At 62.9% G+C, this 26,372-nt stretch carries 26 protein-coding genes and 1 pseudogene; 5 read left to right on the forward strand and 22 right to left on the reverse strand.

Features of this window, described 5'->3' with window-relative positions; all coding sequences use genetic code 11:
* The first annotated feature begins 2 nt into the window (after window positions 1-2).
* The gene (gene trmFO / locus ACT6VE_RS05275) at window positions 3-1,412 is read left to right on the forward strand and encodes a methylenetetrahydrofolate--tRNA-(uracil(54)-C(5))-methyltransferase (FADH(2)-oxidizing) TrmFO (RefSeq protein WP_444797571.1); all 1,410 of its coding nucleotides are present in this window, start codon (window positions 3-5) and stop codon (window positions 1,410-1,412) included.
* Window positions 1,413-1,424: 12 nt separating this feature from the next.
* Window positions 1,425-1,880 (forward strand): hypothetical protein, encoded by a 456-nt coding sequence (locus ACT6VE_RS05280; RefSeq protein WP_444797572.1) that lies wholly within the window; start codon window positions 1,425-1,427, stop codon window positions 1,878-1,880.
* A gap of 12 nt (window positions 1,881-1,892) precedes the next feature.
* On the opposite strand, the gene ACT6VE_RS05285 is transcribed toward ACT6VE_RS05280, so the two are convergent.
* From ACT6VE_RS05285 to secD, 4 genes and pseudogenes are all read right to left on the reverse strand, one after another.
* Window positions 1,893-2,345 (reverse strand): hypothetical protein, encoded by a 453-nt coding sequence (locus ACT6VE_RS05285; protein WP_444797573.1) that lies wholly within the window; start codon window positions 2,343-2,345, stop codon window positions 1,893-1,895.
* Between the two features lie 78 nt (window positions 2,346-2,423).
* Window positions 2,424-3,266: a phytoene/squalene synthase family protein gene (locus ACT6VE_RS05290; protein ID WP_444797889.1), complete on the reverse strand. Its 843-nt coding sequence runs from the start codon at window positions 3,264-3,266 to the stop codon at window positions 2,424-2,426.
* 31 nt (window positions 3,267-3,297) lie between these two features.
* The gene (locus tag ACT6VE_RS05295; RefSeq protein WP_444797574.1) at window positions 3,298-3,684 is read right to left on the reverse strand and encodes an Mth938-like domain-containing protein; all 387 of its coding nucleotides are present in this window, start codon (window positions 3,682-3,684) and stop codon (window positions 3,298-3,300) included.
* A pseudogene (gene secD, locus ACT6VE_RS05300) lies at window positions 3,677-6,061 on the reverse strand (protein translocase subunit SecD); the annotation flags it as partial. The pseudogene secD and the gene ACT6VE_RS05295, both read right to left, overlap by 8 nt.
* A gap of 55 nt (window positions 6,062-6,116) precedes the next feature.
* On the opposite strand from secD, the gene ACT6VE_RS05305 reads away from it, so the two are divergent.
* Window positions 6,117-6,344 (forward strand): hypothetical protein, encoded by a 228-nt coding sequence (locus ACT6VE_RS05305; RefSeq protein WP_444797575.1) that lies wholly within the window; start codon window positions 6,117-6,119, stop codon window positions 6,342-6,344.
* Here ACT6VE_RS05305 and yajC read toward each other — a convergent pair.
* The gene (yajC, locus tag ACT6VE_RS05310) at window positions 6,334-6,672 is read right to left on the reverse strand and encodes a preprotein translocase subunit YajC (RefSeq protein ID WP_069058667.1); all 339 of its coding nucleotides are present in this window, start codon (window positions 6,670-6,672) and stop codon (window positions 6,334-6,336) included. The two genes, ACT6VE_RS05305 and yajC, sit on opposite strands and share 11 nt — an antisense overlap.
* Before the next feature lie 183 nt (window positions 6,673-6,855).
* On the opposite strand from yajC, the gene ACT6VE_RS05315 reads away from it, so the two are divergent.
* Window positions 6,856-7,725, forward strand: coding sequence for an ATP-binding protein (locus tag ACT6VE_RS05315; protein WP_444797576.1), 870 nt, complete (start codon window positions 6,856-6,858; stop codon window positions 7,723-7,725).
* 40 nt (window positions 7,726-7,765) lie between these two features.
* On the opposite strand, the gene ACT6VE_RS05320 is transcribed toward ACT6VE_RS05315, so the two are convergent.
* The 3 genes from ACT6VE_RS05320 to ACT6VE_RS05330 are packed head-to-tail and all read right to left on the reverse strand — an operon-like array spanning window position 7,766 to window position 9,009.
* A complete protein-coding gene (locus ACT6VE_RS05320) occupies window positions 7,766-8,071 on the reverse strand; it encodes an NIPSNAP family protein (RefSeq protein WP_444797577.1) in 306 nt (101 codons plus the stop codon).
* Between the two features lie 36 nt (window positions 8,072-8,107).
* Window positions 8,108-8,581 carry a GNAT family N-acetyltransferase gene (locus ACT6VE_RS05325; protein WP_444797578.1) on the reverse strand — a complete coding sequence of 158 codons (474 nt, stop codon included), beginning with the start codon at window positions 8,579-8,581 and terminating at the stop codon, window positions 8,108-8,110.
* A complete protein-coding gene (locus ACT6VE_RS05330; protein ID WP_069058663.1) occupies window positions 8,578-9,009 on the reverse strand; it encodes a rhodanese-like domain-containing protein in 432 nt (143 codons plus the stop codon). Before ACT6VE_RS05330 ends, ACT6VE_RS05325 begins: the two co-directional genes overlap by 4 nt.
* Window positions 9,010-9,084: 75 nt before the next feature.
* On the opposite strand from ACT6VE_RS05330, the gene ftrA reads away from it, so the two are divergent.
* A complete protein-coding gene (gene ftrA, locus ACT6VE_RS05335; protein WP_444797579.1) occupies window positions 9,085-10,086 on the forward strand; it encodes a transcriptional regulator FtrA in 1,002 nt (333 codons plus the stop codon).
* A 73-nt stretch (window positions 10,087-10,159) separates the two neighbouring features.
* Here the strand turns inward: ftrA and ACT6VE_RS05340 are convergent, their stop codons facing one another.
* From ACT6VE_RS05340 to argS, 14 genes are all read right to left on the reverse strand, one after another.
* Entirely contained in the window at window positions 10,160-11,740 is a 1,581-nt protein-coding gene (locus ACT6VE_RS05340; protein ID WP_444797580.1) for a peptidoglycan DD-metalloendopeptidase family protein, read from the reverse strand.
* A 152-nt stretch (window positions 11,741-11,892) separates the two neighbouring features.
* Complete coding sequence (locus ACT6VE_RS05345) at window positions 11,893-12,519, reverse strand: hypothetical protein (RefSeq protein ID WP_444797581.1); 627 nt, start codon at window positions 12,517-12,519, stop codon at window positions 11,893-11,895.
* 260 nt (window positions 12,520-12,779) lie between these two features.
* Complete coding sequence (locus ACT6VE_RS05350) at window positions 12,780-13,436, reverse strand: protein-L-isoaspartate(D-aspartate) O-methyltransferase (protein WP_444797582.1); 657 nt, start codon at window positions 13,434-13,436, stop codon at window positions 12,780-12,782.
* The gene (gene surE, locus ACT6VE_RS05355; protein WP_444797583.1) at window positions 13,433-14,203 is read right to left on the reverse strand and encodes a 5'/3'-nucleotidase SurE; all 771 of its coding nucleotides are present in this window, start codon (window positions 14,201-14,203) and stop codon (window positions 13,433-13,435) included. The genes ACT6VE_RS05350 and surE overlap by 4 nt, the downstream gene beginning before the upstream one ends.
* A gap of 13 nt (window positions 14,204-14,216) precedes the next feature.
* The gene (gene serS, locus ACT6VE_RS05360) at window positions 14,217-15,500 is read right to left on the reverse strand and encodes a serine--tRNA ligase (RefSeq protein WP_444797584.1); all 1,284 of its coding nucleotides are present in this window, start codon (window positions 15,498-15,500) and stop codon (window positions 14,217-14,219) included.
* 64 nt (window positions 15,501-15,564) lie between these two features.
* Window positions 15,565-16,395 carry a twin-arginine translocase subunit TatC gene (tatC, locus tag ACT6VE_RS05365; RefSeq protein ID WP_444797585.1) on the reverse strand — a complete coding sequence of 277 codons (831 nt, stop codon included), beginning with the start codon at window positions 16,393-16,395 and terminating at the stop codon, window positions 15,565-15,567.
* Window positions 16,392-17,000 carry a Sec-independent protein translocase protein TatB gene (gene tatB / locus ACT6VE_RS05370; RefSeq protein WP_444797586.1) on the reverse strand — a complete coding sequence of 203 codons (609 nt, stop codon included), beginning with the start codon at window positions 16,998-17,000 and terminating at the stop codon, window positions 16,392-16,394. The genes tatC and tatB overlap by 4 nt, the downstream gene beginning before the upstream one ends.
* Window positions 17,001-17,125: 125 nt before the next feature.
* Window positions 17,126-17,323 (reverse strand): twin-arginine translocase TatA/TatE family subunit, encoded by a 198-nt coding sequence (locus tag ACT6VE_RS05375; RefSeq protein ID WP_023511864.1) that lies wholly within the window; start codon window positions 17,321-17,323, stop codon window positions 17,126-17,128.
* A 42-nt stretch (window positions 17,324-17,365) separates the two neighbouring features.
* Window positions 17,366-18,463 (reverse strand): ABC transporter ATP-binding protein, encoded by a 1,098-nt coding sequence (locus ACT6VE_RS05380; protein ID WP_444797587.1) that lies wholly within the window; start codon window positions 18,461-18,463, stop codon window positions 17,366-17,368.
* A 65-nt stretch (window positions 18,464-18,528) separates the two neighbouring features.
* Window positions 18,529-19,305 (reverse strand): SMC-Scp complex subunit ScpB, encoded by a 777-nt coding sequence (gene scpB / locus ACT6VE_RS05385; protein WP_444797588.1) that lies wholly within the window; start codon window positions 19,303-19,305, stop codon window positions 18,529-18,531.
* Complete coding sequence (locus ACT6VE_RS05390; protein WP_444797890.1) at window positions 19,226-20,038, reverse strand: segregation and condensation protein A; 813 nt, start codon at window positions 20,036-20,038, stop codon at window positions 19,226-19,228. Before ACT6VE_RS05390 ends, scpB begins: the two co-directional genes overlap by 80 nt.
* Before the next feature lie 76 nt (window positions 20,039-20,114).
* The gene (nagZ, locus tag ACT6VE_RS05395) at window positions 20,115-21,134 is read right to left on the reverse strand and encodes a beta-N-acetylhexosaminidase (protein ID WP_444797589.1); all 1,020 of its coding nucleotides are present in this window, start codon (window positions 21,132-21,134) and stop codon (window positions 20,115-20,117) included.
* A gap of 128 nt (window positions 21,135-21,262) precedes the next feature.
* Entirely contained in the window at window positions 21,263-24,517 is a 3,255-nt protein-coding gene (locus tag ACT6VE_RS05400; RefSeq protein ID WP_444797590.1) for an SPOR domain-containing protein, read from the reverse strand.
* Window positions 24,518-24,580: 63 nt separating this feature from the next.
* A complete protein-coding gene (gene argS / locus ACT6VE_RS05405) occupies window positions 24,581-26,341 on the reverse strand; it encodes an arginine--tRNA ligase (RefSeq protein ID WP_444797591.1) in 1,761 nt (586 codons plus the stop codon).
* Window positions 26,342-26,372: the final 31 nt, after the last annotated feature.

Below are 26,372 nucleotides of genomic sequence, written 5' to 3' on the forward strand. Positions count from 1 at the left end.
CCATGACAAAAACCTCTTCCTTCGCCCCCATTCACGTCATCGGCGGTGGCCTTGCCGGCTCCGAAGCCGCCTGGCAGATCGCCGAAAGCGGCATCCCCGTCATCCTGCATGAAATGCGCGGCGTGCGCGGCACGGATGCCCACAAGACGGACGGCCTTGCCGAACTCGTCTGTTCCAACTCCTTCCGCTCCGATGACGCGACCAGCAATGCGGTCGGCGTGCTGCATGCCGAAATGCGGCTTGCCGGTTCGCTGATCATGCGCGCGGCCGATGCCAATCAGGTTCCGGCCGGCGGTGCGCTCGCCGTGGATCGCGACGGTTTTTCCATCGCCGTCACGGCCGCGCTCGAAAGCCATCCGCTGATCACCATTACGCGCGAAGAAGTGACCGGCCTGCCGCCGGAGGACTGGGACCAGGCGATCATCGCCACCGGCCCGCTGACCGCGCCGTCGCTTGCTGCCGCGATCCAGGAACGCACCGGCGCCGATTCGCTCGCCTTCTTCGATGCCATCGCGCCGATCGTGCACACGCCGAGCATCGACATGGATATCTGCTGGTTCCAGTCGCGCTACGACAAGGTCGGCCCCGGCGGTACGGGCAAGGACTATATCAACTGCCCGATGGATGAGGCGCAGTACTATGCCTTCATCGACGCCTTGATTGCCGGCGACACGACGGGTTTCAAGGAATGGGAAGGCACGCCCTATTTCGACGGCTGCCTGCCGATCGAAGTCATGGCCGAACGCGGCCGCGAAACGCCGCGCCACGGCCCGATGAAACCGATGGGCCTGACCAACGCACATAACCCGACCGTAAAAGCCTATGCCGTCGTGCAACTGCGCCAGGACAATGCGCTCGGCACGCTCTACAACATGGTCGGCTTCCAGACGAAGCTGAAATACGGCGCGCAGGCGGAAATCTTCCGCCTTATCCCGGGCCTCCAAAATGCGGAATTCGCCCGCCTCGGCGGCCTGCACCGCAACACCTACATCAACTCGCCGACGCTGCTCGACCGATCGCTGGCGCTGAAGGGCCGCCCGGGCCTGCGATTCGCAGGCCAAATCACCGGCTGCGAAGGATATGTGGAAAGCGCCAGCATCGGCCTGCTCGCTGGCCGCTTCGCCGCCGCAGAGCGACGTGGCGAAACCCCGTCGCTGCCACCGGAAACGACGGCTTTCGGCTCCTTGCTCGGCCACATCACTGGCGGCCACATCGTCTCCGACGATGAACCCGGAAAACGCTCATTCCAGCCAATGAACGTCAATTTCGGCCTGTTCCCGCCATTGGAACCGGGCGCGGTGACCAGACCGGAAGGCCTGAAGCGTTTTCGGGGCAAGGACAAGGCAATCGCCAAGAAACAGGCGACCGCTGCCCGGGCGCTGGAAGACTGTGCGCGGTGGCTTGAAAGCTGAATCGGAGGCAGGATGGCAACGGTCAGGATTCATGAGATCGAAAGCGACCGTCATGGGTGCGTACTGAGCCGTCTGCTTAAACTCCTTGCGCCCCGCTCACTCCAGGCAAATTGGACCATATCCGCCATAGCTTCGACCAATTCAAACTGGGCTTGGTTCGAAGCGACCGGCGACGGGGGCGAGCAGCTCGAAATGCTGGCGCCCTCAAAGGCCCGGCTGCCGGGCTATGAGTTGGCCGCTCTGGCTAAAAAAACACAACAAGTCATCTGGGGCAGTTTCGTCGGTTCGCTTTCAAGTGCAAACGACGGCGTATGGCTCACGATCCGTGCCATCGACAGCACCTTCTATGAGGTTAGCACCTCGGATGAAGTAGTCCTCAAGGCGATAAAATCCACCGTTGGTCATGTTGAACTGTCAGAGGGGCCTTGGTTGCCCCAGCCAGCAACGCCTGATAGCTGGGCTCGTTGAGGCAATGCATCTTCAGCTCGGCTGGCCGACGATCTGCTGATCGAGGCCAGCCAGGCCGGGCATGAAGCTGCCGAGCAGCCAGAGCGAGACTTCCGCCGTCTCCCGCTCGTCGCGGAATTCGAAGGTGCCGCCTTCGTAGGCGGCGTTGGCGAACTGTACGGTAAGGCGCTTGGGACCGGCGCTGTTGACGCGCACCGTGCCGGGTTCGATCAGGTGGCAGGAATAGTGGTGACCGTGGGCGTTCATGCAGCCGGCCTTGCCGTCATGCAGCCGAAGGAACACGGTGCGGCCATTCGTGGTCGTGATCACCTCGCGGATCGCCTCACCCGGAAAGGCCCGGCCGAATTCCAGAATCGCAAGGCCCGCATCCTCCCCCGCCATTTCCTGCCCCTCTTCCCGGCGAAAGGTCTGGCGGAAGATAAGGCCCGCCAACAGCAGGCATCCAACGGTGATGGTCCAGAGCATTGGCGCGACTCCTCCACGAAAAACGTTCTGCCGCTGTAGCGGACAAGGCTTGCGCCAATTTTGCGTCTTGTCAGATTTTCAGAACGGACCGCGACGCATTGCCCACCACATCCACCATTGCCGCCGCCATTGCGGAGGCTGGGGGGAGCGGTCGAGCGCTCCGGCGCCGGCCTTCTCCACGGCATCCAGTATATGCCGAACCAGGGAAACTGGCAAAAAGGCCGGGCGATTGGCTGCCGATATGCCGTTCGCAGCGCGCGCCTTGGCGAGATGCTCTCGCCCGAGGCCGACAAAGGCTTCCACCGCCCGCGTTGCGGCAGGTCTGTCGCTGCCGTCGAGCAGAGCCTCAGGCGTCAAACCCGTTGCGGCCAGGAGATCGGCCGGCAGGTAGACTTGTCCGCGCCGACGATGGATCGGCAGCATCAGCAGTGCGCCCGCCACCGCCTGCGCAACGCCAGCGTGACCGGCTGCGTTGGCGGATTTCGGCGCAGCCGCGGGGTCGAGAATGAGGCTCGCGAGCTGGATCAGCGCAGACGCGGTCTCGCCGGCATAGCCTTCGAAGGACGCACGGCTTTCCATCGGGTCGTTGTAGACATCGAAGATGCGGGCCTCGATCATGTCCGTCAGGACGGCGATGGGCAGCCCGTATTCCTTGACCGTGGCCAGCAGGGCGGCAGCGAGAGGATTGGCGGAAGCGTCGCCATCCGCCTCACCTTCCAGCAAATCACGCCACCATTGCAGGCGGATTTCGCCGGGAAGCGCCTCGCGCACCATGTCGCGCACGCGGGCGATCTCTGCGTGGAAGGCATAAAGTGCGGCGAGAGCGCCCTGCTTTTCCGCCGGTGCCAGCAGGCAGGCGAGATAACGGTCGCGATCGGTCTCGCGGAGCACCGTCAGACAGTGCGCGTAATTGGCTTGCATATCGGTCACGTCGAGAAAACCGCCTTCCGCGTCACACGGCAATCAGGGCCGCGGCGACCGCCCGGCTCTCGGCCAGCATGACATTGAACGTCCGCACGGCCGCACCCGTGCTCATTGGGTCGGAACGGATGTTCCGCTCGCGCAAGGCCGCCTTGATGTCCGCCGACAGTGGACGGATCTCCTTGCCCGTACCGACGAGCAGCACCTCGATATCGCCTGCCTCGTCCAGCACGCGCTGGAGGTCGGCAAGCATCAGCGGCGTGCTCTCGTCCTTGTCCCAGCCGTGAATGCCGGACGGCATGCAGAGGATGGAGCCGCGATGCGACATGTCGGCGAAGCGGAAACCGCCATTGCCATATGCGTCGATCGGCGCACGCCCGGGGAAATGCGCCTCCCGGATTTCGATGCCTTTAGCCATTGGCTCCCGTCGCCTCCGTGACCGGTCCCTTGCCGCCCTTGCCCGGGCGGTAACGTTCCGGCTGCAGGCGGAACAGGATGAGGATCGGTCCGGCAATGTAGATAGAGGATATGGTGCCGATCGCCACCCCGAAGAGCAACGTCAGCGCGAAGGTGCGGATCGCCTCGCCGCCGAAGAGCGCAAGTGCTGCCAGCGCGATCAGCGTCGTCGCCGAGGTCAGCACGGTGCGCGACAGCGTGCGGTTGATCGCATCGTCGATGAGGATCGGCAGCGGCATCTGCTTGAAATGGCGCAGGTTCTCGCGAATGCGGTCATAAACGACCATCGTGTCGTTCAGCGAATAGCCGGCAACGGTCAGGAGGGCCGCGACGGCGGTGATGTTGAACTCGATCTTGGCGAGCGCCAGGAAACCGAGCGTGAAGAAAACGTCATGCGCCAGCGCGATGATCGCGCCGATGGCGAAATGCCACTCGAAACGGATCCAGATATAGGCGACGAGCGCCAGAAGGCCGACGACGAAACCGAGTGTCGCCGTATCGATCAGTTCCCCGGAAATAGCCGGGCCAACCGCCTCGACGCGACGGAAATCATAGTCGTCTTCCAGTTCACCGCGCGCGACGAGCACCGAGGTCTGCTCGGCGTTCTCGCCCTCGCCCGCCGAGGTCAGTCGAATGAGCGCATGCCGCGCATCACCGTGCCTGGTGACGCTCTGCACATCGACACCGGTATCGCTGAGGCGTGCGAAAATATCGGTTGGATCGGCGTTACCCGATTTCGCCTGCACTTCCAGCGCAGCACCACCGGTAAAATCGATCCCGAGCTGGAGCTTTCCGGCGACCAGCAGGCCGGCGATCGCAAGCGACAGCACAGCAGTCAGCAGGAACACGCCATTGCGCACCGCCATGAAGCGCAGGTTCAGGCGGTCGAAGAAGCCGGAGCGCACGCCCTTCGGCAGGTGTGTCGCGTGGCTGCGGCCGAGCCAGGCGCGCACGAGGCGCTGCGTCAGCGTGAAGGTGGTGAAGAGCGTCGCCAGCAGGCCGATGCCGACGGCGAGCGCAAAGGCGCGTACGGGGGCGGCGGACAGCAGGAAGAGCACGGCAATGGCGATCAGCATCGTCGCGGACGCATCGAGCACCGTTGCGCGGGCGCGGGCGAAGCCGGTATCGACGGCATCCGAGAGCGCCTGGCCTGCCTTCACCTCCTCGCGGATACGCTCGAAGATCAGCACGCTCGCATCGACCGCGATACCGACGGTCAGCACGATACCGGCGATCATGGAGAGCGAGAGCGGCGCGCCGATGAGGGCAAGCACGGCAAAGGTCAGCAGCACATTGAAGAACAGCGCCACCGAAGCGACGACGCCGAGCACGCCGTAGAAGAAGGTCATGAAGGCGACGACCGCGGCGACGGCGATAGCGAGCGCGATCACCACCGTTCTGCTGGACGTCGCGCCGAGTGCCGGCTCGATCGAGCGTTCCTCGATGATGGTGAGCGGTGCCGGAAGCGGCCCACTGGCGATGATGCGGGCGAGGTTTGCAGCGCCCTCGGCATCGAAATCGCCGGAGAGCCGGCCGACGCCGTCGGTGATGGCGCCCTGAATCTGCGACGTCGAGATGATCTGGCCGTCGAGCAGGATGGCGATGGTGCGGCCGCTATTGTCGCGCGTGAAAGCAGCGAGCCGGTCTGCGGCCTCGCCCTTCAGCACGAATTCGATGAAGGGCTCTTCGTTGGCCGCCGGCTGCGCTGATGCCACATCCGTCGTGGTGAAGAGATCGTCCTGCCGGACCAGGTAGCCGACCGGCGGCTCGCCGATGGAATAGAGCACTTCGGAGCCGGCCGGTGCGCCATCCTCCATGGCCGTGTTGACCGGCATGCTGTTATCGACGAGGCGGGCGGAAAGCCGACCGACCTGCGCGAGCATATCCTTGACGCGCTGCGGATCGGTCAGGCCCGGCATCGACACGACGATGCGGTCGCGCTCGCCGCGCCCGACGACAAGCGACGGAATGTCGAGGCTCTCGACACGGCGGCGTACCGCATCGACCGCGCCAAGCGAGGCGGCGCTCACGGCATCGTTTATGGCAGCAGGCGACAGGACAAGGCGGAGTTGACCGCTTTCCGGCTCGCTGATTGTGCCGAGATCGAGGCCGACGAGCGCTTCGCGCGCAGCCTCAAGCCGATCGGCCGCCGTGACGGTGATGTCGATCGTCTCTTCCGCGCCATTGAGGTCGCTATAGGGAATGCGTGCGGCGCGCAGCGTGTTGCCAATCGTTTCCACGGCGGCACGCAGCCGGTCGGCCGCGATGTCGCTGCGCGACACTTCCAGCACCAGGCGGGAGCCGCCGGTGAGGTCGAGGCCGGGCACGAGGCGGTGCGCTGTCAGCCAGCCGGGAAGGCTGGCACTCATGCGGGCCGGGAGGAGGCTCGGCAGAATGACAAGAAGGCTCGCCGCAAGGACGAGCCAGAGAGAAAGGGTCTTCAAGCGGGCGGATTGTTGCATCGCGGTCTCGCCTACGGCCATTCAAACAAAAGTGCGCGATGCGATTTTGCAGGAATTGCGTAAAAACAAAAACAACCCGGCGCCGACGCCGGCCGAAAACCAGTCTGGCCGTCCGGCCGGATTTTCACCCGGCCAGGCGGCAGGCCATGTTATTCCTTGACCGGTTCGCCCTTGACGCGGACTTCGCTGATGCCGCTGCGTACGACGCGCACCTTGATGCCTTCGGCGACTTCGACTTCAAGTTCATTGCCGTCGAGGACCTTGGAGACCTTGCCGACAATGCCACCACCGGTGACGACCTGGTCGCCACGGCGGATGTTCTTCAGAAGCTCTTCGCGACGTTTCATGTTGGCGCGCTGCGGACGGATGATGAGAAAATACATCACCACGAAGATCAGCAGAAACGGCAGGACCGACATGAGAATGTCTGCACCACCAGCTGCCCCGCCGGGTGCCGCCGTCTGGGCGAAGGCCTCGGTAATGAACATCAGCTACTCCTTGAAATCTTGAATTTATGGAGCCTGACGGCCCATTTCGGTTGCCGGAATATAGGCAAAGAGGTCTCGAATGCAACACACGACCTTGAGAAGCCGCCTGTTTTCAAGCGCTTTCCCTCTTTTCGCGATGTGGCGCCGTATGCTACCCGGCAAGAACGCATGAGGAGAGAGAAATTGCAGGACGATACCATCAAGCTTTTGCTCGCCGAAATCGGCCGTATCAATGCCGCGCTCGAGCGCCTCGCCGGTCCGGCGCCCGCCATCAACGACTGGACTGTGGCCGACGTTTTCGTCTGGTCGCCGGCGCGCCAACATCTCCAGCCGGTGAAGCGCCCGAACCGCATCGACATCGATCTCATCCGCGGCGTGGACCATGTACGTGACATCCTGGTCGACAACACACTGCGCTTTGCGCGCGGATTGCCGGCCAACAATGTGCTGCTCTGGGGTGCACGCGGCATGGGCAAGTCGTCGCTGGTGAAATCGGTGCATGCGCTCGCAGCCAGGGATGCGGAACGCGGCCTGAAGCTTGTCGAGGTGCACCGTGAAGACATTGCCACGCTACCGGCGCTGATGGAGATTCTGAAGGACGCGCCCTGCCCGGTCATCATCTTCTGCGACGACCTCTCCTTCGACCATGACGACACGTCCTACAAGTCGCTGAAGGCGGCGCTCGATGGCGGCGTGGAAGGCCGGCCGGACAATGTGCTGCTCTACGCCACCTCCAACCGCCGGCACCTCCTGCCGCGCGACATGATGGAGAACGAGCAGTCGACGGCGATCAACCCGTCCGAAGCCGTGGAAGAGAAGGTGTCGCTGTCCGACCGTTTCGGCCTGTGGCTCGGCTTCTACAAGTGCAGCCAGGTTGAGTATCTCGAAATGATCGACGGCTATGCCAGCCATTTCGATCTCAGCATTGCGACGGAACAACTCCACGCCGAAGCGCTCGAATGGGCCACCACCCGCGGCTCCCGCTCCGGCCGCGTCGCCTGGCAATATGTGCAGGATCTCGCCGGCCGGTTGGGCAAGCCGACCAACAGGTGACCCCGATAAGCCGGCTCCAAACGAGCCGGCTTTCGTCTTCCTACGGAAGGACCGGCCGCATGAAGCTGCGCTCGTAGCTGATGATGCTGCGGTTTTGCTTGTCCATCTCGTAAGCCGCTATGCATTCCGGATCGCTCAGCATGCGGGTACGATAATCTTCATAGGTGGCGAGGCTCGGGAAGCTGAAGAGTGCGAGCGCAATGTTGTTCGCCCCCTCGCTCGGCAGAAAATAACCGTGATGCGTGCCCCCCATGCGGTTGACGATGGGGATCCAGGCACGGGCATAGGCTTCGAAAGCCTCCAGCTTGTGCGGATCGATGACATATCTGAGATAGCAGGTGATCAAGGGTCTCTCCTGTGATTCGTGACCGCGCCGACCGTTTCAGATTCGGCGCGCGATAGGCAGGGTCCAATGTTCCCAGGCCGCATCCGGCGCAGCACCCTGCCCCGCATAGAACCGCTTGGCTGCCTCATTGTCCGGGAGCACCGTCCATCGTAGCGCCGACGCGCCGATCTCGACTGCATAGGCCTCGAGACGCGCAAAAAGCATGTTGCCCACGCACTGCCCGCGAAACGCCTCCGCCACGAACAATTCTTTCAGCACCACGACAGGCCGCAGATCGAACGTCCACGGAATGCGGTAATGCACAGCTATGCCGGCGATCGTATCTCCCTTCACGGCAACGAATACACCGAAGGCGGGTGCCGGACCAAAACCATGGGCCAGGAGGTCGGCCGGTGTGACCGCGAAGGCGTCCACATATCCCTCGAAAACCGCCAAATCCCGCATCAGCTGCCAGACCGCACCGATATCCCGCTGCTCGAAGGGACGGACGACGATTGTGTCAGCACTCATTCGGCGGCGACCGCCAGCAGGTTGCCTGGCTCAGCCCCCGTGGCGAAGGGAAGCCCTTCATCCGCCCAGCCGGTAATGCCGCCGATCATGATTTTCACCGGCCGGCCGAGACGCGCCAGCTTCAGCGCCGCCTGGTCGGCCCCGTTGCAGTGCGGACCCGCACAGTAGGCCACGAAGAGCGTGTCCTCAGGCCACTCCGCCATGCGCGCGGCAGAAATCTCGCGGTGCGGCAGGTGCAGCGCGCCCGGCACATGCCGCCGCGCATAGGCCTCCGGTGAGCCGACGACGTGCAGCAGAACGAAATCCTGATCACCGGCCTTGAGGGCTGCGGAGACATCGGCGCAATCGGTCTCGACGGAAAGGCGCTTCAGGAAATGTTCGATCGCGATGGCGGAGGATGCCGGTGCGTAATCGGTGACGTAGCTCATGATCTCTGCTCCTTGTTGGACGACAGAAGGGTAGCGGGTTCCGCGCCGGGATTGCAGATGGCATGAACGACATATATGATCAAAATCATGCCAAACACGCTATCGCTCCGCCCATTGCCCAATCCGCTCGTCGTCGCGATCGCCTACGACCAGCTCTGCACCTTCGAATTCGGCATTGCGACCGAGATCTTTGCCCTGACACGGCCGGAAATGGGCACGAACTGGTATCGCTTCGCCGTGGCCGGCGTGGATGAGGGCAGCATGCGCGCAGCCGGCGGCCTGACATTCTCCGTCGATGGCGGCCTGGACCTGCTGGCTGACGCGGGAACGATCATCATTCCGGGTTGGCGCGGCACGGACGCACCCGTGCCGCAGGCTCTGATCGATGCTCTGAAGGCAGCGCATGCGCGTGGTGCACGCGTCCTGTCCTTCTGCTCCGGCGCCTTCGTGCTGGCGGCCGCCGGGCTGCTCGACGGTCGGCGCGCCACGACCCACTGGCGCTACACCGACACGTTGATGGCGCAGCACCCGGAAATCAACGTCAGCGCAGACGTGCTCTATGTCGATGCCGGTTCTGTGTTGACGTCCGCCGGCACGGCAGCCGGGCTCGACCTTTGCCTTCATCTGATACGCCGGGACTTCGGGCCGGAAGCGGCAAACCGCGTGGCGCGCCGCCTGGTCCTGCCGGCCCACCGGGATGGCGGCCAGGCGCAGTTCATCAAGCAGGTGGTGCCACGGCCCCATGAAAGCAGCCGCCTCGGCGCACTTCTCGATCATATGCGGGAAAATCTCGGCGCCGATCATTCCGTAGCGGCGCTCGCTCGACGCGCCGGCATGAGTGCCCGTACCTTCCTGCGCCGCTTCGAAGCGGCGACCGGCATGACGCCCGCGCGCTGGCTGCTGGCCCAGCGGCTTGGAAAAGCACGCGACCTGCTCGAGGAAACCAACGCGTCGGTCGAAGAGGTTGCGGCATTGTCCGGATTCGGCACGACCGGAACGCTTCGCCACCACTTCCGCCTTCACCTGGCAACGACGCCCGCCGCCTATCGCGAAGCCTTCGGTCGACGGGTCGCATAACAACAGGCAAACGCAAACGGGCGGCTCCTAGGGAACCGCCCGTCGTCATATCAATGCTGTCCGTCGACCGGTCCTATTCCAGGAAGGTCATCGGGTTGACCGGGGTAGCGTTCTTGCGCACCTCGAAGTGAACCTTCGGGCGGCTGGCATTACCGCTCATGCCGGAGGTGGCGACGGTCTGGCCGCGCTGGATCTTCTGGCCGCGCTGGACGTTCAATTCGCCGGCATGGCCATAGACCGTGACGGTGCCGTCGTCGTGGCGCACGAGAACCGCGTTGCCGAGTTCCTTCAGGCTGCTGCCGGAATAGATGACCACGCCGTTTTCAGCCGCCTTGATCGGCGTTCCTTCCGGAACCGAGATGTCGATACCGTCATTGCGGTTGCCTTCGACATTGGCGCCGTAGCCAGCGATGACCGCGCCGCGAACCGGCCAACGATACTTGCCGATACCCGTCGATTCCGGTGCTTCATCCGTTACGTCCGACTTTTCCGTCGCTTCCGTGACAGAAACGGTCTTCACCGGCGCCTTGTAGGATTCCGGCTTCTTCTCCGTCGTCTCGACCTTCTTTTCCTTGCTGACCGGAACAGACGCGGTCACGATCTTGTCAGTCGCCGTTTCGACGGCGCCGCCAGCCGGGATCGTCAGCTTCTGGCCAATGCGGATCGATGCGGTTTCAAGGCCGTTCGCCTTTTTCAGCGCATCGACGGAAACGCCGTTGCTGCGCGCGATCTTGGCAAGCGAATCGCCAGGCTGCACTTCGTAGCCGGCCTTGCCCTTGCCTTCGGCAGCATCGGCGACGTTGGAATTCGTCTGGCCGCTTTCCGACTTCTGCTTCTCGCGGGTGGAGGTCCCGGGCAGGATGGCGACGTTCTGCTCACCCTTGCGCTCCGGTGTCGGAAGCTTGTTGTCGACCTTGAGCGTATGGTCCGTCGAGGCCTTGGCAGCGCTGGAGGTGGTGCTGAAGGTCGGGATGACGATCTTCTGGCCAGGCTCGGCATCGGAAGCGCGCTTCAGACCGTTGGCCGCAAGAATTTCCTTTTCCGGCACACCGTAGCGGTTGGCGAGCGTCTTCACGCTTTCACCCTGGCGCAGCATGACGACCGGTGCGTTGTTCGTCGACCAGCCGGCCTTACCCCTATTGACGGTTGCCGTGGTCAAGGTGTCAGCGTCCGACACAATAGCCTTCGCCTTACGCTCGGTCGCATCCCGGGCGACGGCCACTTCGCGCTCGGCATCCTGGCGAACGCCGGCCGTCGGATCGGTGAGATCGCCACGCTGCACGCGCATCGGTGTCGTGGCCAGCCGCGTACCGGAGCCGCTGGTCGTCGCCGTATTGATGGGATCGTAGGAAACCGTGCCCTGATCCGGGAACGGCTGGTTGAGCGCTTCGTTGCGCGTCCCCATCTGGTCGGCCGTCGCGAACTGCTGGCCGTTGCCGACCGTGCCGCGCGGAACCGGATTGGTTCCACCGCCGCCGAAGAGCGTGCGGCGCGGAACCGAGCTTGTGGTGATGTTATCCTGACCGGAGGAGGAAAAGAGGCCGCCAAAACGAGAAACGTCCGAGCTGCACCCGGTCGCGACGCTGGCCAGCAGGGCGGCCGCCATCAGGCGGGTCGCAGTCCTACCAAAACTCGGCGATACACTCTTACGCATGAGACTAACCCAATCGGTACGCTACTTGATGTAGACCGATTAAAGCGCGTTAGAGTTACCGCCCGGTTAAAGCCGGGCTATCCGCAACAGGTTTTTGATGAATTGATAACCATGGTGTTCCCGCACCATGGCAAAACCAAGGTCGAAACGCCTCAGAAGCCGGTCGCATACATGCTGTCGGCGCGCGAGATGCGGCCGTTGACGCGCGCGGCGTTCTCGAAATCTCCCTGGCTCGGCTGGAAGATCGCCGAAATCGGGGTAGCACGACGTACCGCTTGTTCGCCGGCGACTGCGGCATTTTCGAGTGCAGTATCGGGTGCCGTCATGTCGAGAGCGCTCTCGTTGTACGCGATGGCACGCAAAGCCGCGACGGCCGGCTCGCGGGTACCGGCGTAACGGGTGCTACGCTGATCCTGCATCGGCATGCTGTCGAAATATTCGATATAGGCGCGATAGTAGCCTTTGCGGTCACCTTCATCGAGGAAGTGGCCGAAGGCATCGTTTTCGCGCTTTTCAAGGCTCGTCGTATCGAGGTTGTTGCGCTCGGCCTCGGTAAGCGCCGGCTGACTGGATGCCATCTCTTCCCTGGCGACGCTGAGGACGAGGAGAGCATCAACCGTCAGGCCGACATGGGCGGAGGGGTCATAGCTGCCGCCGGCGAGATGCGCGGTCGAACCGGCCTCTGCATTCTCCTCCACAGCCTTACCTGCAGCCTTGGTCGCAAGATATGCGAGGCTGTCACTGGTAGAACTGCTGGTGATCCTGTTCGAGACGTACATTTCTCTCTCCATCGGAACGGCCGCATCGTTAAAAAACCGGCGTCCTTCGTGGAAATTTCTGCTTCGTCATCGGCCTACGCCCCGAAACTTGCGCGAAGCTTACGCTGGTTAACAAAAGGTTAACGCGCTGTATTTGCGAGGGGAATTCTCGCGTCGCGTGCAAGTGGCGGTGCCGGAGACCCCGGATTTCCAGCAAAAACGCCCACAGACTCAGCAGGCGACTGCCTACAGAGCGACAAACACGGATCATGAGAGGGTGATTAAAGCGCCTGCGCCATCTGCGGTACGATCGGCAGGTAAGGCACGTCGAAGAGGTCTTCGCGGTCGAAACGGCTGCCGGTCTTCACCAGCTTCAGCATGCGGCATTCGGTATCGCTGACCATAACGGGTGCGATCAGCATGCCGCCAGAAACAAGTTGCTCGGCGAAGGAGCGCGGCAAGGCCGGGAAGGCTGCCGTTACCAGAATACGGTCGAAGGTGCCCTCGCCCGGCATACCATTGCTGCCATCCGCCTGCCGCACAATGACGTTGCGGATGCCGGCCTTTTCTATGGACTGCTGCGCATTGGTAGCAAGCGTCTTGTAGCGATCAACCGTCAGCACGCGCTCCGTCAGACGCCCCATGACAGCGGCGGTGAAGCCGCTGCCGGTGCCGACTTCAAGAATGCGCTGGCCGGCCTTGAGATTGAGGAAATGCAGGATGCGCACCGCGGTGTCGATGCCTTCCATGAAGGACCCGCACTCCAGCGGCAGGACACGGCGCGAATAGGCTTCACCGGTAAACTGCGGCGGCACGAACAACGTGCGCGGCGTCTGCTCCACGGCCGTCAGGAGGTCGAGATTGTTGATGCCCTGCGCGCGCAGGCGCATTGCCAGCGCGGCCAAACCTTCCTTCTCGATCACCCGTCCCGTGTTCAATCCGCGTCCTCGCCATTGAGTGCACGCTGCACGCGGTCGAGCACGGTGTAGTCCGTGAGGTCGAGCTTGAGCGGCGTGACCGAAATCTTGTGGTTCTTCACGGCATGGATGTCGGTCCCGGCGCGGAAATCGCCCTTCCTCTCGCCGAAGCGCAGCCAATAATACGGGAGGCCGCGGCCATCGGCGCGCTCATCGATCGTCAGGCCAAAATCGAGTTTGCCCTGGCTCGTCACCTCGACACCCTGAAGGTCGGAGGGCGCGCAGTTCGGGAAGTTGATGTTGAAGAAGGTCCAGTCCGGCAAGTCCACATCCATGAGCTGGCGGATGAGCTTGGGCGCGAAGGTTTCGGCGACCTCCCACGGCACGGCGTGGCCGCTGGCATGGCTGTAGGCCTGGCTGAGCGCCATGGACTTGATACCCTGCAGGGTACCCTCAATGGCACCGGCGACCGTGCCAGAATAGGTGACGTCGTCCGCCATGTTGGCGCCGACATTGACGCCGGAGAGAACGAGGTCCGGCTTGACGTCCAGCACTTCGCGAACACCCATGATGACGCAATCGGTCGGCGTGCCACGCAACGCATAGCGCTTGTCACCGATCTTGCGCAGGCGCAGCGGCTCGGAGAGCGTCAGCGAGTGGGCCAGACCGCTCTGGTCGGTCTCGGGCGCGACAACCCAGACGTCGTCCGTCAGTTCACGGGCAATACGCTCGAGGGCCGCGAGGCCCTCGGCGTGGATACCATCGTCATTGGTCAGCAGGATGCGCATGTCGTTTCCCGCCTCAGGCGGCCTTCTCGATCTTCTTCAGTCCGCCCATATAGGGCAGCAGGACGTCCGGCACGGTAATCGTGCCGTCCTCGTTGAGGTAGTTCTCCATGACGGCGATCAGCGCGCGGCCGACGGCGGTGCCCGAGCCGTTCAGCGTGTGCACGAACTTCGTCGCCTTGTCGTCCTTGCCGCGATAGCGCGCGTTCATGCGTCGCCCCTGGAAATCGCCGCAGACCGAGCAGGACGAGATTTCGCGGAACGTATCCTGCCCCGGCAGCCAGACCTCGAGGTCATAGGTCTTGCGGGCGCCAAAACCCATGTCGCCCGTGCAGAGCGTCATGACACGGTAGTGCAGGCCGAGGCGCTTCAGGATCTCTTCAGCACAGGCGGTCATACGCTCGTGTTCGTCGATCGAGCTGTCCGCATCGGTGATCGAGACGAGCTCGCACTTCATGAACTGGTGCTGGCGCAGCATGCCGCGTGTGTCGCGACCCGACGAACCGGCTTCCGAACGGAAGCATGGCGTCAGCGCGGTGAAGCGCAGCGGCAGTTTCTCCTGGTCGAGGATTTCCTCGCGCACCAGATTGGTGAGCGAGACTTCCGCCGTTGGGATCAGCCAGCGGCCATCCGTGGTGCGGAACAGGTCCTCGGAAAATTTGGGCAGCTGGCCGGTGCCGAACATGGCGTCGTCACGCACCAGCAACGGCGCATGGACTTCCGTATAGCCGTGTTCGCCCGTATGCACGTCGATCATGAACTGGCCGAGCGCGCGTTCGAGACGGGCAAGCTGGCCCTTCAGCACGGTGAAACGCGAACCGGCGATCTTCGCTGCGGCTTCGAAATCCATCCCGCCGAGCGCTTCGCCGATTTCGTAATGCTCCAGCGCCTTGTGGTTCCAGCTTGGCTTGCGGCCCCATGTCAGCTTCTCGACATTGCCCGTTTCGTCACTGCCCACCGGTACGTCGTCGAATGGGATATTCGGGAGGCGCGAGAGCTGATCGGTAAGCTCGGCCGTGACCTGGCGTTCTTCGTCTTCCGCAGCCGGAAGCAGATCCTTGATCGCCGTAACCTCGGCCTTCAGCTTTTCGGCAAGCTCACTGTTCTTGCTCGCCATGGCCGCACCGATCTCCTTGGAGGCGGCGTTGCGGCGCGACTGCATGTCCTGCGCCTTCTGGATGACGCTGCGGCGCTTCTCGTCGAGATCGATCAGGGCCTGAGCAAGGGGGCTAGCACCTCTCTTCGCCAGGGCGGCGTCGAAGGCGTCGGCATTGTCGCGGATCCATTTGATATCAAGCATTGTCGTTCCAGGCGTTCCGTGGATTGAGGCCCATCCGCGCCCGGCAGCGACCTGCCGACGAGGCTCAGTCAGCCTCGTCCGGCGTTGCAGCGGCCTCGTTTTCCGCATCCTGTGCGTTCGAGGCGCGCGCCCGCTGCCGTTCGATGAGTCGGGCCGTATAGATGGAAATCTCGTAGAGAAGGATGGCCGGCAGTGCAAGGCCGATCTGGGAAACCGGATCCGGCGGCGTCAACACAGCGGCTACGACGAAGGCGATAACGATCGCATATTTGCGCTTTTCGGCAAGCACCTTCGAATCGATGAAACCGGCGCGCACCAGCAGCGACGAGATGACCGGCAGCTGGAAAACGAGACCGAAGGCGAAGATCAGCGACATGATCAGGCTGAGATATTCGGACACTTTCGGCAGAAGCTGGATCGACACCTGCCCCTCGCCACCGCCCTGCTCCATGGCGAGGAAGAACCACATGACCATGGGCGTGAAGAAGAAATAGACGAGTGCCGCGCCGATGAGAAAGAGGATGGGCGAAGCGATCAGGAACGGCAGGAAGGCGGAACGCTCGTTCTTGTAGAGGCCGGGTGCGACAAACTTGTAGACCTGCTGTGCGATTACCGGAAAGGCGATGACAAACGCGCCGAACATCGCGACCTTGATCTGCGTGAAGAAGAATTCCTGCGGCGCCGTGTAAATCAGCTCGACATTGCGGTGCGTCAGCCCCGCCCATTCCACCGCCCACTTGAAGGGCAGGACGAGCAGGTTGAAGAGCTGCTTGGCGAAATAAAAGCAGACCAGGAACGCGACAAAGAACGCACCGACCGCCCAGAGCAGGCGCTGGCGCAGCTCGATCAGGTGTTCGATCAGCGGCTGGGGCTTGTCTTCGATGTTGCCGCTCATGCCTCGTCCTTCTTGGTCTTCACTGTCTTGGACTTGGCGGATGCCGCCTTCTTGCCGGACGCAGCCTTCGCGGCAGGTTTCGTCTCGGCCTCAACCTTGGCAGGCGCCTTGCGCGGCTTTGCTGTCTTCGCGACGCTGTCGGTAGACTTCTTCGTCGCGGTCTTCCTGGTCGGCCCCGCCTTGAGCGGGACAGCGGCCACCGGCTCGCTGGAAGCAGGCTTCTGCGCTTCCGATGGCACGGCGACTGGCGCAGTCGAAACGCTATCGACCGCATTGGTCGCCGAACTCGTTGATGAAACCGAGCTGGTCGTCTTCTGCAGATCGGCCTTGATGTCGTTGCCCATCTGGCGCAGCGGATTGACCGCGTCGCGGATGGTGTTCAGCGGGTTGAGCTTTTGCGCCTCGCCGATCGTCTTCTTGACGTCTTCGAGGTCGGCTTCGCGCAACGCCTCATCGAACTGCTGGCGGAAATCACTCGCCATGCCACGCATCTTCGACATCATGCGGCCGAACGTGCGCAGCATCTGCGGCAGATCCTTGGGACCGACCACGATGATCAAAACGATGGCAATGACGAGTATTTCGGTCCAGCCGACATCAAGCATAGGGTCTTGTCCTCATGGACCGCGAACCACCGCTCGCGGCCTGCCAGGTCAATCCTGACCTGGCCAATCCAAATTCTACAGCATCCTTTGCGCGTCACGAATGACGCACGGCGCTGTAATCCCGGTTACTTGACCTCGTCGGCCTTGTGGTCGACGGTTTTCGCCTTGTCGGCGGCGGCGGCTTCCTCGTCGGACATGCCCTTTTTGAAATTCTTGATGCCCTTGGCGACATCCCCCATCAGTTCCGGAATTTTGCCGCGGCCGAACAGCAGCAGCACAACCACCAGAACGATCAGCCAATGCCAGATGCTGAAAGAACCCATTCCCGTAACTCCCTTTCGAATTCGAAACCCGATGTAAGACGTTCAGCCGTCTTTTACAAACACTAGTATGTCGCGCTGGTTAGCCGAAAGCGTGACGTCGCGCAATCCGGCCGCCAATTGGTCCGCCCGAACACGTGCCCGGACCGGCCGGTCGGTGCCGGAGACCGCAAGTTCCAGCAATTCGACCACACCGAGGAACCGCCGCGACAGAATGCGGGCCGGCACGTCACCGCCGCTCTCGCTGACATGCAGACCGGAAAGACGCACGGCAACCCGAACCTTCTGCCCGTCGTTGAAATGCTTGCCGTCAACATTGCCGAGTGGCGTCTCCACCAGGCCGCCGCGCACGTACCCGGGAAACTCGTTGATTTCCGAAAAGAAGGCGGCAGCAAAAATATCCCTGGGGTTGAGGTACAACTCCTCCGCTGTGCCGACCTGCACAAGCCGGCCATCCTTCAGAAGCGCAATGCGATCGCCCATGCGCATCGCTTCCTCGGCGTCGTGCGTGACGACGATGGCGCTCGCGCGTGACTGGCGCAGGATCGCCAGCGTATCGGCGCGGATCGAATCCTTGAGGCGTGAATCGAGACCGGAAAACGGCTCATCCATCAGAAGAACGGACGGGCGCGGCGCCAGCGCCCGGGCAAGCGCGACGCGCTGCTGTTCGCCGCCGGAAAGCACGTGCGGAAACTTTTGGGCATAGTGCGCCAAGCCGACACGTTCCAGCGCGGCCTGCGCTTCCGCCTCCGCCTCCGCGCGCGGCAAAGCCGTCAGGCCGAAGCGCACATTGTCGAGCACCGACATGTGCGGAAAGAGCGCAAAATCCTGAAACATCAGACCAACGCCGCGTCGCTCCGGCGGCAGGAACATACTGGGACCAGCAATCTCGCGGTCGTTCAGGAGAACGCGGCCGGCCGTCTGCGCCTCGATGCCAGCGGCAATACGCAGAAGCGTGGTCTTGCCGGAGCCGGAGGGACCGAGCAGGCAGAGCACTTGCCCCGGCTCCGCCGTCAGCGAAATGCCGCGGATGGTTTCCTTGCCGTGATAGCTATGGTGGATATCCTCGAAGGTCAGGCGCGCCGCGAACGTGACCGCCGATGCCCGTCTCGTCTCGATACCGTTTGACGGGTCCGAAGCCATTTCCCGAAGTCTTTCCCTGCCGCCGGCACATGGGCCGACCCTACAGTCCTGTCATAAAGCTTCGCCTATTCGTCTGCTTTTCCGCCCGGTGTCAAGAGACCGAGTTCTTCAAGATCGAGTGCGGTGATCGGGTCTTCGTCCTCGGCAATCTCATCCTCGCCGAGCGGCAGCGGCACCTGGAAGTTGGAGGGGATGCGGCCGGAAAGCAGGCCAGCGCCCTTCAATTCCTCGATACCCGGCAGGTCGCGCAGTTCCTCAAGGCCGAAATGATCGAGGAAATCCTGCGTGGTACCGAAGGTTACGGGGCGGCCGGGCGAACGCCGGCGGCCGCGGAAGCGCACCCACCCCGCCTCCATCAAAACGTCCAGCGTCCCCTTGGAGGTCTGCACGCCTCTGATATCTTCGATCTCGGCGCGGGTTACGGGCTGGTGATAGGCGATGATCGACAGCACTTCGAGCGCGGCACGCGACAATTTGCGCACCTCCGTCTCGTCGGTCCGAATGACAAAGGACAAATCCGGTGCTGTTCGGAATGCCCAGCTATCGTTGATCTGGATGAGATTGACGCCGCGCCCGGCATAGAGACCCCTGAGCTCGCGCATCACATGCAGCACATCCACACCGCGTGGCAGGCGCTCGGCAATATAGGTCTGCGAGACAAGCCCGGCAGAGGCAAAGATAAGCGCTTCCGCAATACGCGCCGCCTCATGCAGCCGGCGCGGATCGACGATCGTCCCACTCGCCGCTTCGTCATCTTCTTGTTCAGCCACGCTCGGTGCCCCCGTCGTCTTCGCCGTGCGGTTTCGGACCCTTGCGCAGGTAGATCGGCTGGAAGGCGCCATCCTGTCGCAGTTCCAGCCGCCCTTCCCTGACGAGCTCCAGCGTTGCCGCAAAGGCGCTGGCGATCGCCGTCGTGCGTTCGGCCGGGTCTCTCAGATAGCGCATCATGAAATGATCGAGCGCCGTCCAGTCGCCATCGAATTCGCCGAAGAGCAACTGAAGGATCTCGCGCGCATCGGCAAGCGACCAAACACTGCGCCTTTCGATCGTAACCTGCGTGACCGCATGCCGTTGGCGCATCGACGCGTAGGCGCTCAGGAGATCGTAGAGCGAGGCCTCGAAGCCCGAACGCCGCTCGGTCGGGATATGCTCCGGCATGCCCCGGGCAAAGATGTCGCGGCCGAGCCGGTTGCGGTTGACGAGCTTGCTGGCGGCGTCGCGCATCGCCTCCAGGCGTTTGAGGCGGAAAGCCAGGCTCGCCGCCATTTCCTCGCCGGTCGGCCCGTCGTCCTTCGCCTGCTTTGGAAGCAGCAGGCGGGACTTGAGGTAGGCAAGCCATGCGGCCATGACGAGGTAGTCGGCCGCAAGCTCAATGCGGATTTTTCGCGCCCGGTCGATGAAGGCCAGATACTGCTCGGTCAGCGCCAGCACCGAGATGCGGGTCAGGTCGACCTTTTGCGTGCGGGCAAGGTGCAGGAGAAGGTCGAGCGGGCCTTCGAAGCCGGCAAGATCGACGACAAGGCTTTCCTCGGAAAGACCCCGCCCCTCGGCGTCGTCCTGCCACAGGTCATCCATCGGCGCATCCGCACCGCGACCCTTCTTCGGTGGCTTGCCGCCCGTCACCTGCACGTCGCTCCTTTTGCGGAGCCCGTCAGGCAACCGCGATCATGGCGTTGAACTCTTCGCGCAGTGCCTGTTCGTCCGCCCCGTCCGGCGTCGGAAAGCCTGCGCGTACCGCGTTCGCCCGTCGCAGGCTGTCGCCGGCAAGCGGAGGAACGTTTTCGGTCACCGCAATCATTTCGTCCATGATGCCATGGCAATGCAACACCATGTCGAGGCCGGCGGCGATGATTCCCCGGCTTCTTGCGGCAATATCGCCCTTGAGGGCATTCATCGACACGTCATCGGACATCAGAAGCCCGTCGAAGCCGATATGGTCGCGGACAATTTCACGAACGACCTTGGCCGACGTCGTCGCCGGATTGTCGGCATCGATGGCGGTGAAGACGATATGGGCCGACATCGCCATCAGTTCATCCTTCATGTGTCGGAAGGGAACGAAGTCGCACGCCTCAAGCTCTTCCCGGCTCGCATGCACGACCGGCAGGTCATGATGGGAATCGACCATGGTGCGGCCGTGGCCCGGTATGTGCTTCATGATCGGCAGAAGGCCACCGGCCTTGAGGCCCTCGCCGGCCGCCTTGCCCATGGTGGAAACGATCTCGGGTTCCTGCCCGTAGGCGCGATTGCCGATGACGTCGTGCACACCCGGCACGGCGACATCGAGCACCGGCAGGCAATCGACATTGATGCCGAGGCGATAGAGATCGAAGGCGTGCAGGCGCGACATCAGCCAGGCGGCGCGCAGCCCCTTCTCTTTGTTGGCGCGGTAGATGGCGCCAAGGGCCGCCGCGTTCGGGTACTGCTGGACATGCGGCGGCTTGATGCGCTGGACGCGCCCGCCCTCCTGGTCGATCAGCACCGGAATGTTGGCGTTGCCACCGATGCAGTCGCGCATTTCCGCCGTCAGGTCAGCGACCTGCGCCGGTTCGCCGATATTGCGGCCGAACAGGATGAAGCCCCAGGGCCGCTCGCTGCGGAAGAAGGCTTTTTCGTCGGCAGTGAGGCTCAGGCCCTTGCAGCCCGAAAGGAAGGATTTCGATTCGCTCATGTCAGCAATCTTAGAGGTTCGGTGGGGAAAGACGAAGGGCGTGTCATTGACGAGTTTCTGCGAAACGCCCCGTTGGAATCAAAGAGGCGCGGAACAGGTCCCGCGCCTCCGAAATCAAGCTGTCAGCCTCAGCGGGTGACGAGGCAGCTGCCGCCCGCGCTCTTGTAGCGGCTGCAGAGCGAATTGGCTTCGTCACGCGAGCCGGCTGGGATGCGAACGCGGAAGAAGGTGCCCTTGTTCGGGATTTCCGCCTTCTTGATATCCACGCCGCGGCCGCCAATGACGCTGCCGAACTTCGAGGAGAGCGAATTGTAGCTCTTCTGCGCTTCGGCTTCCGAGGGCAGCGAGGCGATCTGGATCACGTAGCTGCCCGGCGCGACAGCGGCAACCTGCGTCTGCTCCGCCGTCTGCTGCGTCTGGGTCGGCGTTGCCTCGGCAGTCTGCGTATCCCTGACATTGCCGTTTTCGGTAACGGTGCCGACGACGGTAACCGGCTGGTCGATCGGGCGGGTTGCCGGAACCGGCGTGTTGCCATCGGTCGATGTGCTGGTGGCACCGATGGTCGTCGTCTTCACGGTGCGCACGGGCGCGGTGCCCTCAACCTCGGCATCCGCGGCTTCAGCAAGCGCCGAGCGGGGCTGGCCTTCCGTTGCATTTTGTTCGTCGCGCAAGGAGGCATTGGCATCGAGTGTCGCGTTCGTTGCGGCTTCACCCGAAGCCGTGCCGGTGGTTCCCGTCGCCTTAGCGTCGATCTGTGCGGTCTCCGTTGCCGGCTCGGTCACGATCTCCTCGCGGGCGACAAGGGTGCCGTCCGGCTTGACGATCATGGTCTTGACCTTGCGCGGCGAGACGAGCGGCTTGTTGCCACCGTCGGCCGTCGCCGTAGCGGGCTCGTCGACGCCCGGCAGCACGCGGTTTTCTTCCTCTGCCGCGATAACTGCTTCAACGCCGTCTTCCGGTCCGTCGAACGGCAGAGTTTCCGGCGTCAGCGTGCGCTGCACCACGTCGACCGGTTCTTCCGTCGAGGTGACGAGCTGCTCCTGCTGCGGCGTGCTGGCATTGTCCCCGGCGACACGATCGTAAACCGCCTTGTCCTGGTTCGGAACGGTCTTGCCGCCCTTCTCCTCGGGCACGACCTTGACCGGTTCTTTGTCGGCGAGAATGACGCGCGGCTCACCGGAGCCGGCCGAACCGCCGGTAAAGGCGGACCAGGCATAGACGCCACCGCCACCGATGAGAACAAGGCCGGCAATCGAGGCGGCGATCAACAGGCCGCGGCGCGGGCGAGCAGGCTCATCATCATAGCCATCGCCCGAATAGAGCGGGCTGGCCTGACCCGGATCGACCGGAATAGCCATGCGCTCCGGCTGGTTCAACGAACGGCGGAAATCCTCTTCCAGCGCGCGTTCAAAGTCGTCGACGTCGTTGATCTGCGCCGTCGGCTGGCTCTCGGAAACAGCGGCTGCCGCGGCAGCAACCTGGCGGGTTTCGCCCTTCGCCTTGGCGGTCGGCTCGCTAAAGAGCTGCGCCATTTCCGCATCGATGTCGAAGTCGTAATCCGGCTGATAGACCGGCGGCTTCTCCTTCTCGATGACCGGCAACTGCGGCACATCAACTTCCGCAACCGGCGAAACACCTTCGTCGGTGTCGGCGATCATGGAGGGATCGAAGGGCAGCGCGCCGTCATTCGTCTCCACGGCAAGCGGCTGCGGTCTCGTATAGGTCGAGACTGGCACGGCGACAGCAGGCTCGCGGCGAACGGCCGCCTGCACTTCGACGGGTTTTACGACCTCTGCCTTCTTCTCCGGGACCTTGACCTCGGCCACGACCACGGCGGGCTTGATCTCCTGCTTCACCGGCTCGTCATCGAGCGAGAAATCGGTCAGGTCCAGGTCGATGTCGGAGAGATCGAACTCGATAGCGTCGAGATCGATCTCTGGCTCGGCAGCAGCAACCGGCAACGCGACCGGCTCGCGACGCGCTTCGACAACAGGCGCCTGAACTGTTTCGACGACCGGCTTGCTGACCGGCTCGACAATGGCAGTGACCGTCTTTTCGACGACGGGGGCAGTGATCGCCTTTTCGACGACAGACCCGCGCTGTGCGACGGGCGTCGCGCGGCCGAAGATGGCGGAAATATTGGCGGGCGGATTGCGCGACGATATCGCGACGGCCGCAGCAGCCGCGCTGGTAGCCTGTGAACGGCTTTCCGGTACGGGATAACGCTCGATGTCCGCGAGCAGCGCGTCGTGATCATAGTCCTGCCCCTTGGCCACGGACTCGACCTGGTAGTCGGGTTCCGGCACAAAAGCAGGCTCTTCCGCCTGCCACTGGGTCTCAGCCTCGGCCACGACGCGGGCATGGTCTTCCCGCGTCTGATAGGGCATCGCCTCGACGAAGTGCGGATCTTCGCGTTCGTAGACAGATTCGGCCCGGAACGGCTGCGCGTCCTCGGCAACAGCGTAGTCCGCCGTCAAACCGTCGAACCGCGCCTCCACATCGCTTTCCACCACCTCGACAGCCATCGGCTCGGCGAAGGACGCGTTTGCACCCTGCGTGTCGCCCTGGTCAGGCTCAACAGCGAAAAGTTCATCGGCAAAACCGTCACCGATCGACAGCTCGAGTTCGCGCTCAAGTGCTAGACCGACATCATCGAGCAGGCTCTCGTCCGCGGATACCGGCTGAAGCCCAAGGAAAGCCGGCTGAATGGCATCGGGCCGCGCAGGTGTGTAGGTCTCCAGCACCGGCTCATTGCGGGCCGGCTCTTCAAAGCGCGGCTCGAACCGTTCGGCGAATACCTGACCGGCATGGGGCGTCGACTTGGCATCGACGGAAGGCACATCGTGCAGAACCGCTTCCAGCTCGTCGGCAAGCAACAGGGCCGGATCGGCGTCCAGCTCTGTTTCGTTTGGCCGAGCCTCGACGACAACCTCTTCGGATTGAGGTGAGGAGGCAACGTCATCCGCGAAAACGGGCTCAGGACGCTCTTCGAAGACAGGTTCCTGGCGAACGCCATGATGGACCGGAAGGTCGCGCGAGGGCGCTTCTTTCACCAGGGCGTGGTGATCTTCGGCAACCGGAGCCGGCTCTTCAAAAACCGGCTCGATATGGCGGGGCGTCGCTTTCTCAGCCACGACCGGCTCGACTGCGCCGCGGGTCGGCATGTCGAACTGCTCGAAAGCGCGCATGAGTTCGTCCTCGAGGGCGAGGACGGGGTTCTCATAGCGCGGTACCGCCTGGGCAGCATCGGAGTGGGACTTGCTGACGCCCTGGACCGGGCGCGGCTCGAAATTGACGAGACGGGCAAGCTCGCTCAACGGATCATCATCTGCCAAGAGATCCGTATCAGCGGTTCCGCTTCGTGCGAAGTTCTTGTCTGCCATACTGCTTCCCACTCAAAAGCTACCAAAACGCGTCTGCCAGCTTATTGTGGGTAAATGGTGACGTTATCGCATTTCGTCCGGTGCAGCGGTGCCTGTAATGGACAGGCCCGATTTAAGAACAGACGCGACAGCGTGCACCAGCCCAAGTCTGGCGATACTCAATTCTCTATTTTTATCGTTAACAAACCGTAATTCCGGTTGTTCTTTACCTTTGTTCCAGTGTCCGTGGAACGCGCCGGCAAGATCATAGAGATAAAACGCGATGCGATGAGGCTCCTGCGCCGCGGCTGCACCCTCGATGACACGGGGAAATTCTGCCAGTTTCGCAAGAAGCTGCAATTCGCTCGGATCAGCGATATTCCCGGCAATCGCGCCGGCAAGGTCGAGCGAGGCAATGTCGAGGCCCGGGAAGGCCTCCGCCGCCTGGCGGAACACCGACATGCAGCGCGCATGGGCGTATTGCACGTAGAAGACCGGATTGTCCTTGGACTGTTCCGTCACCTTGGCAAAGTCGAAGTCGAGCGGCTCGCTGTTCTTGCGATACAGCATCATGAAACGAACCGAATCACGGCCGACTTCATCCACGACTTCCCGCAGCGTGATGAAGTCCCCCTTGCGCTTCGACATCTTCACCGGCTCGCCATCGCGGAACAGCTTTACCAACTGGCAGAGCAGGACGGTCAGCTTCGCCTTCCCCTCCGAGACCGCACGCGCAACGGCCTCCAGACGCTTGACGTAGCCAACGTGGTCGGCGCCGAGCACATAGATCATCTCATCGAAACCGCGGTCGTACTTATCCTTGAAGTAAGCGACGTCGGCCGCGAAATAGGTGTAGGAACCGTCCGACTTGATCAGCGGACGATCGATATCGTCGCCCACTTCCGTTGAACGGAAGAGCGTCTGCTCACGGTCTTCCCAATCTTCCGGCGACTGACCCTTCGGCGGCGACAGCACGCCCTTGTAGACATGCCCCTTGAAAGTAAGGTCATTGATCGCGGAGCGGATGGCCGCACCGTTGCCGGCATGCAGCGAGCGCTCGGAGAAGAAGACGTCGTGATTGACGTTGAGGGCGGCAAGATCCTCCCGGATCATCGCCATCATCATCTCGATCGTCTTCTCCTTGACGATTGGCATCCACTGATGCTCCGGCATGGCGCGCAGGGTCGTGCCATGTTCGGCAGCCAGCGCCTCACCGACGGCAACCAGGTAGTCGCCGGGATAGAGGCCCTCCGGGATGTCGCCGATCGCCTCGCCCAACGCCTCGCGGTAACGCAGGAAGGCAGAGCGTGCCAGCACGTCGATCTGCGAGCCGGCGTCGTTGATGTAATATTCCTTGGTCACCACATAGCCGGCGAAGGCGAGCAGGTTGGCGAGCGCGTCGCCCACCACGGCGCCGCGGCAATGGCCGACATGCATCGGGCCGGTCGGATTGGCGGAGACATATTCGACATTGACCTTGCGGCCGGCGCCGAGGGGACTGCGGCCGTAGTCCGTGCCAGCCTTGATCATGCCGGCGAGCAGCTTCTGCCAGTAGGCGACGGACAGGCGCACGTTGATGAAGCCGGGGCCGGCAACGCTGACATCCGCCACTTCCGGGTCGTTTTTCAATTCCGTGACGATGCGGTCTGCGAGCGAGCGCGGATTGAGGCCAAGGGGCTTGGCAAGCACCATCGCGGCATTGGTTGCGACGTCGCCATGGCTGGCATCGCGCGGCGGCTCAACGCTGATGCGGCCGAAATCGAGTTCAGCGCGCTTCTCACGGACAATATCAAGTCCTTCGAGTACGCTTTTGATTCTGTTATCGAAGTCTGTAAAAAGGTTCATCTCGTCCATCCGCACGCAGGGGCCCGTTTCG

It is taken from the genome of Shinella sp., assembly GCF_052438155.1.
In the GTDB taxonomy this organism is placed as follows: domain Bacteria; phylum Pseudomonadota; class Alphaproteobacteria; order Rhizobiales; family Rhizobiaceae; genus Shinella.

Bases quoted from the DNA above. Each gene is read 5' to 3' on its own strand.
- tatB (WP_444797586.1), bottom strand. From the start codon at position 17,000: ATGCTTGATGTCGGCTGGACCGAAATACTCGTCATTGCCATCGTTTTG.
- tatC (WP_444797585.1), bottom strand. From the start codon at position 16,395: ATGAGCGGCAACATCGAAGACAAGCCCCAGCCGCTGATCGAACACCTG.
- ACT6VE_RS05340 (WP_444797580.1), bottom strand. From the start codon at position 11,740: ATGCGTAAGAGTGTATCGCCGAGTTTTGGTAGGACTGCGACCCGCCTG.
- ACT6VE_RS05345 (WP_444797581.1), bottom strand. From the start codon at position 12,519: ATGTACGTCTCGAACAGGATCACCAGCAGTTCTACCAGTGACAGCCTC.
- ACT6VE_RS05400 (WP_444797590.1), bottom strand. From the start codon at position 24,517: ATGGCAGACAAGAACTTCGCACGAAGCGGAACCGCTGATACGGATCTC.
- nagZ (WP_444797589.1), bottom strand. From the start codon at position 21,134: ATGAGCGAATCGAAATCCTTCCTTTCGGGCTGCAAGGGCCTGAGCCTC.
- scpB (WP_444797588.1), bottom strand. From the start codon at position 19,305: ATGGCGCCTTCCAGCCGATCTACCTGCGCAAGGGTCCGAAACCGCACG.
- ACT6VE_RS05285 (WP_444797573.1), bottom strand. From the start codon at position 2,345: ATGCTCTGGACCATCACCGTTGGATGCCTGCTGTTGGCGGGCCTTATC.
- surE (WP_444797583.1), bottom strand. From the start codon at position 14,203: ATGCGCATCCTGCTGACCAATGACGATGGTATCCACGCCGAGGGCCTC.
- argS (WP_444797591.1), bottom strand. From the start codon at position 26,341: ATGAACCTTTTTACAGACTTCGATAACAGAATCAAAAGCGTACTCGAA.
- ACT6VE_RS05290 (WP_444797889.1), bottom strand. From the start codon at position 3,266: ATGCAAGCCAATTACGCGCACTGTCTGACGGTGCTCCGCGAGACCGAT.
- serS (WP_444797584.1), bottom strand. From the start codon at position 15,500: ATGCTTGATATCAAATGGATCCGCGACAATGCCGACGCCTTCGACGCC.
- ACT6VE_RS05280 (WP_444797572.1), top strand. From the start codon at position 1,425: ATGGCAACGGTCAGGATTCATGAGATCGAAAGCGACCGTCATGGGTGC.
- trmFO (WP_444797571.1), top strand. From the start codon at position 3: ATGACAAAAACCTCTTCCTTCGCCCCCATTCACGTCATCGGCGGTGGC.
- ACT6VE_RS05295 (WP_444797574.1), bottom strand. From the start codon at position 3,684: ATGGCTAAAGGCATCGAAATCCGGGAGGCGCATTTCCCCGGGCGTGCG.
- yajC (WP_069058667.1), bottom strand. From the start codon at position 6,672: ATGTTCATTACCGAGGCCTTCGCCCAGACGGCGGCACCCGGCGGGGCA.
- ACT6VE_RS05375 (WP_023511864.1), bottom strand. From the start codon at position 17,323: ATGGGTTCTTTCAGCATCTGGCATTGGCTGATCGTTCTGGTGGTTGTG.
- ACT6VE_RS05330 (WP_069058663.1), bottom strand. From the start codon at position 9,009: ATGAGCTACGTCACCGATTACGCACCGGCATCCTCCGCCATCGCGATC.
- ACT6VE_RS05305 (WP_444797575.1), top strand. From the start codon at position 6,117: ATGACAAGAAGGCTCGCCGCAAGGACGAGCCAGAGAGAAAGGGTCTTC.
- ACT6VE_RS05380 (WP_444797587.1), bottom strand. From the start codon at position 18,463: ATGGCTTCGGACCCGTCAAACGGTATCGAGACGAGACGGGCATCGGCG.
- ftrA (WP_444797579.1), top strand. From the start codon at position 9,085: ATGATCAAAATCATGCCAAACACGCTATCGCTCCGCCCATTGCCCAAT.
- ACT6VE_RS05325 (WP_444797578.1), bottom strand. From the start codon at position 8,581: ATGAGTGCTGACACAATCGTCGTCCGTCCCTTCGAGCAGCGGGATATC.
- ACT6VE_RS05390 (WP_444797890.1), bottom strand. From the start codon at position 20,038: ATGGATGACCTGTGGCAGGACGACGCCGAGGGGCGGGGTCTTTCCGAG.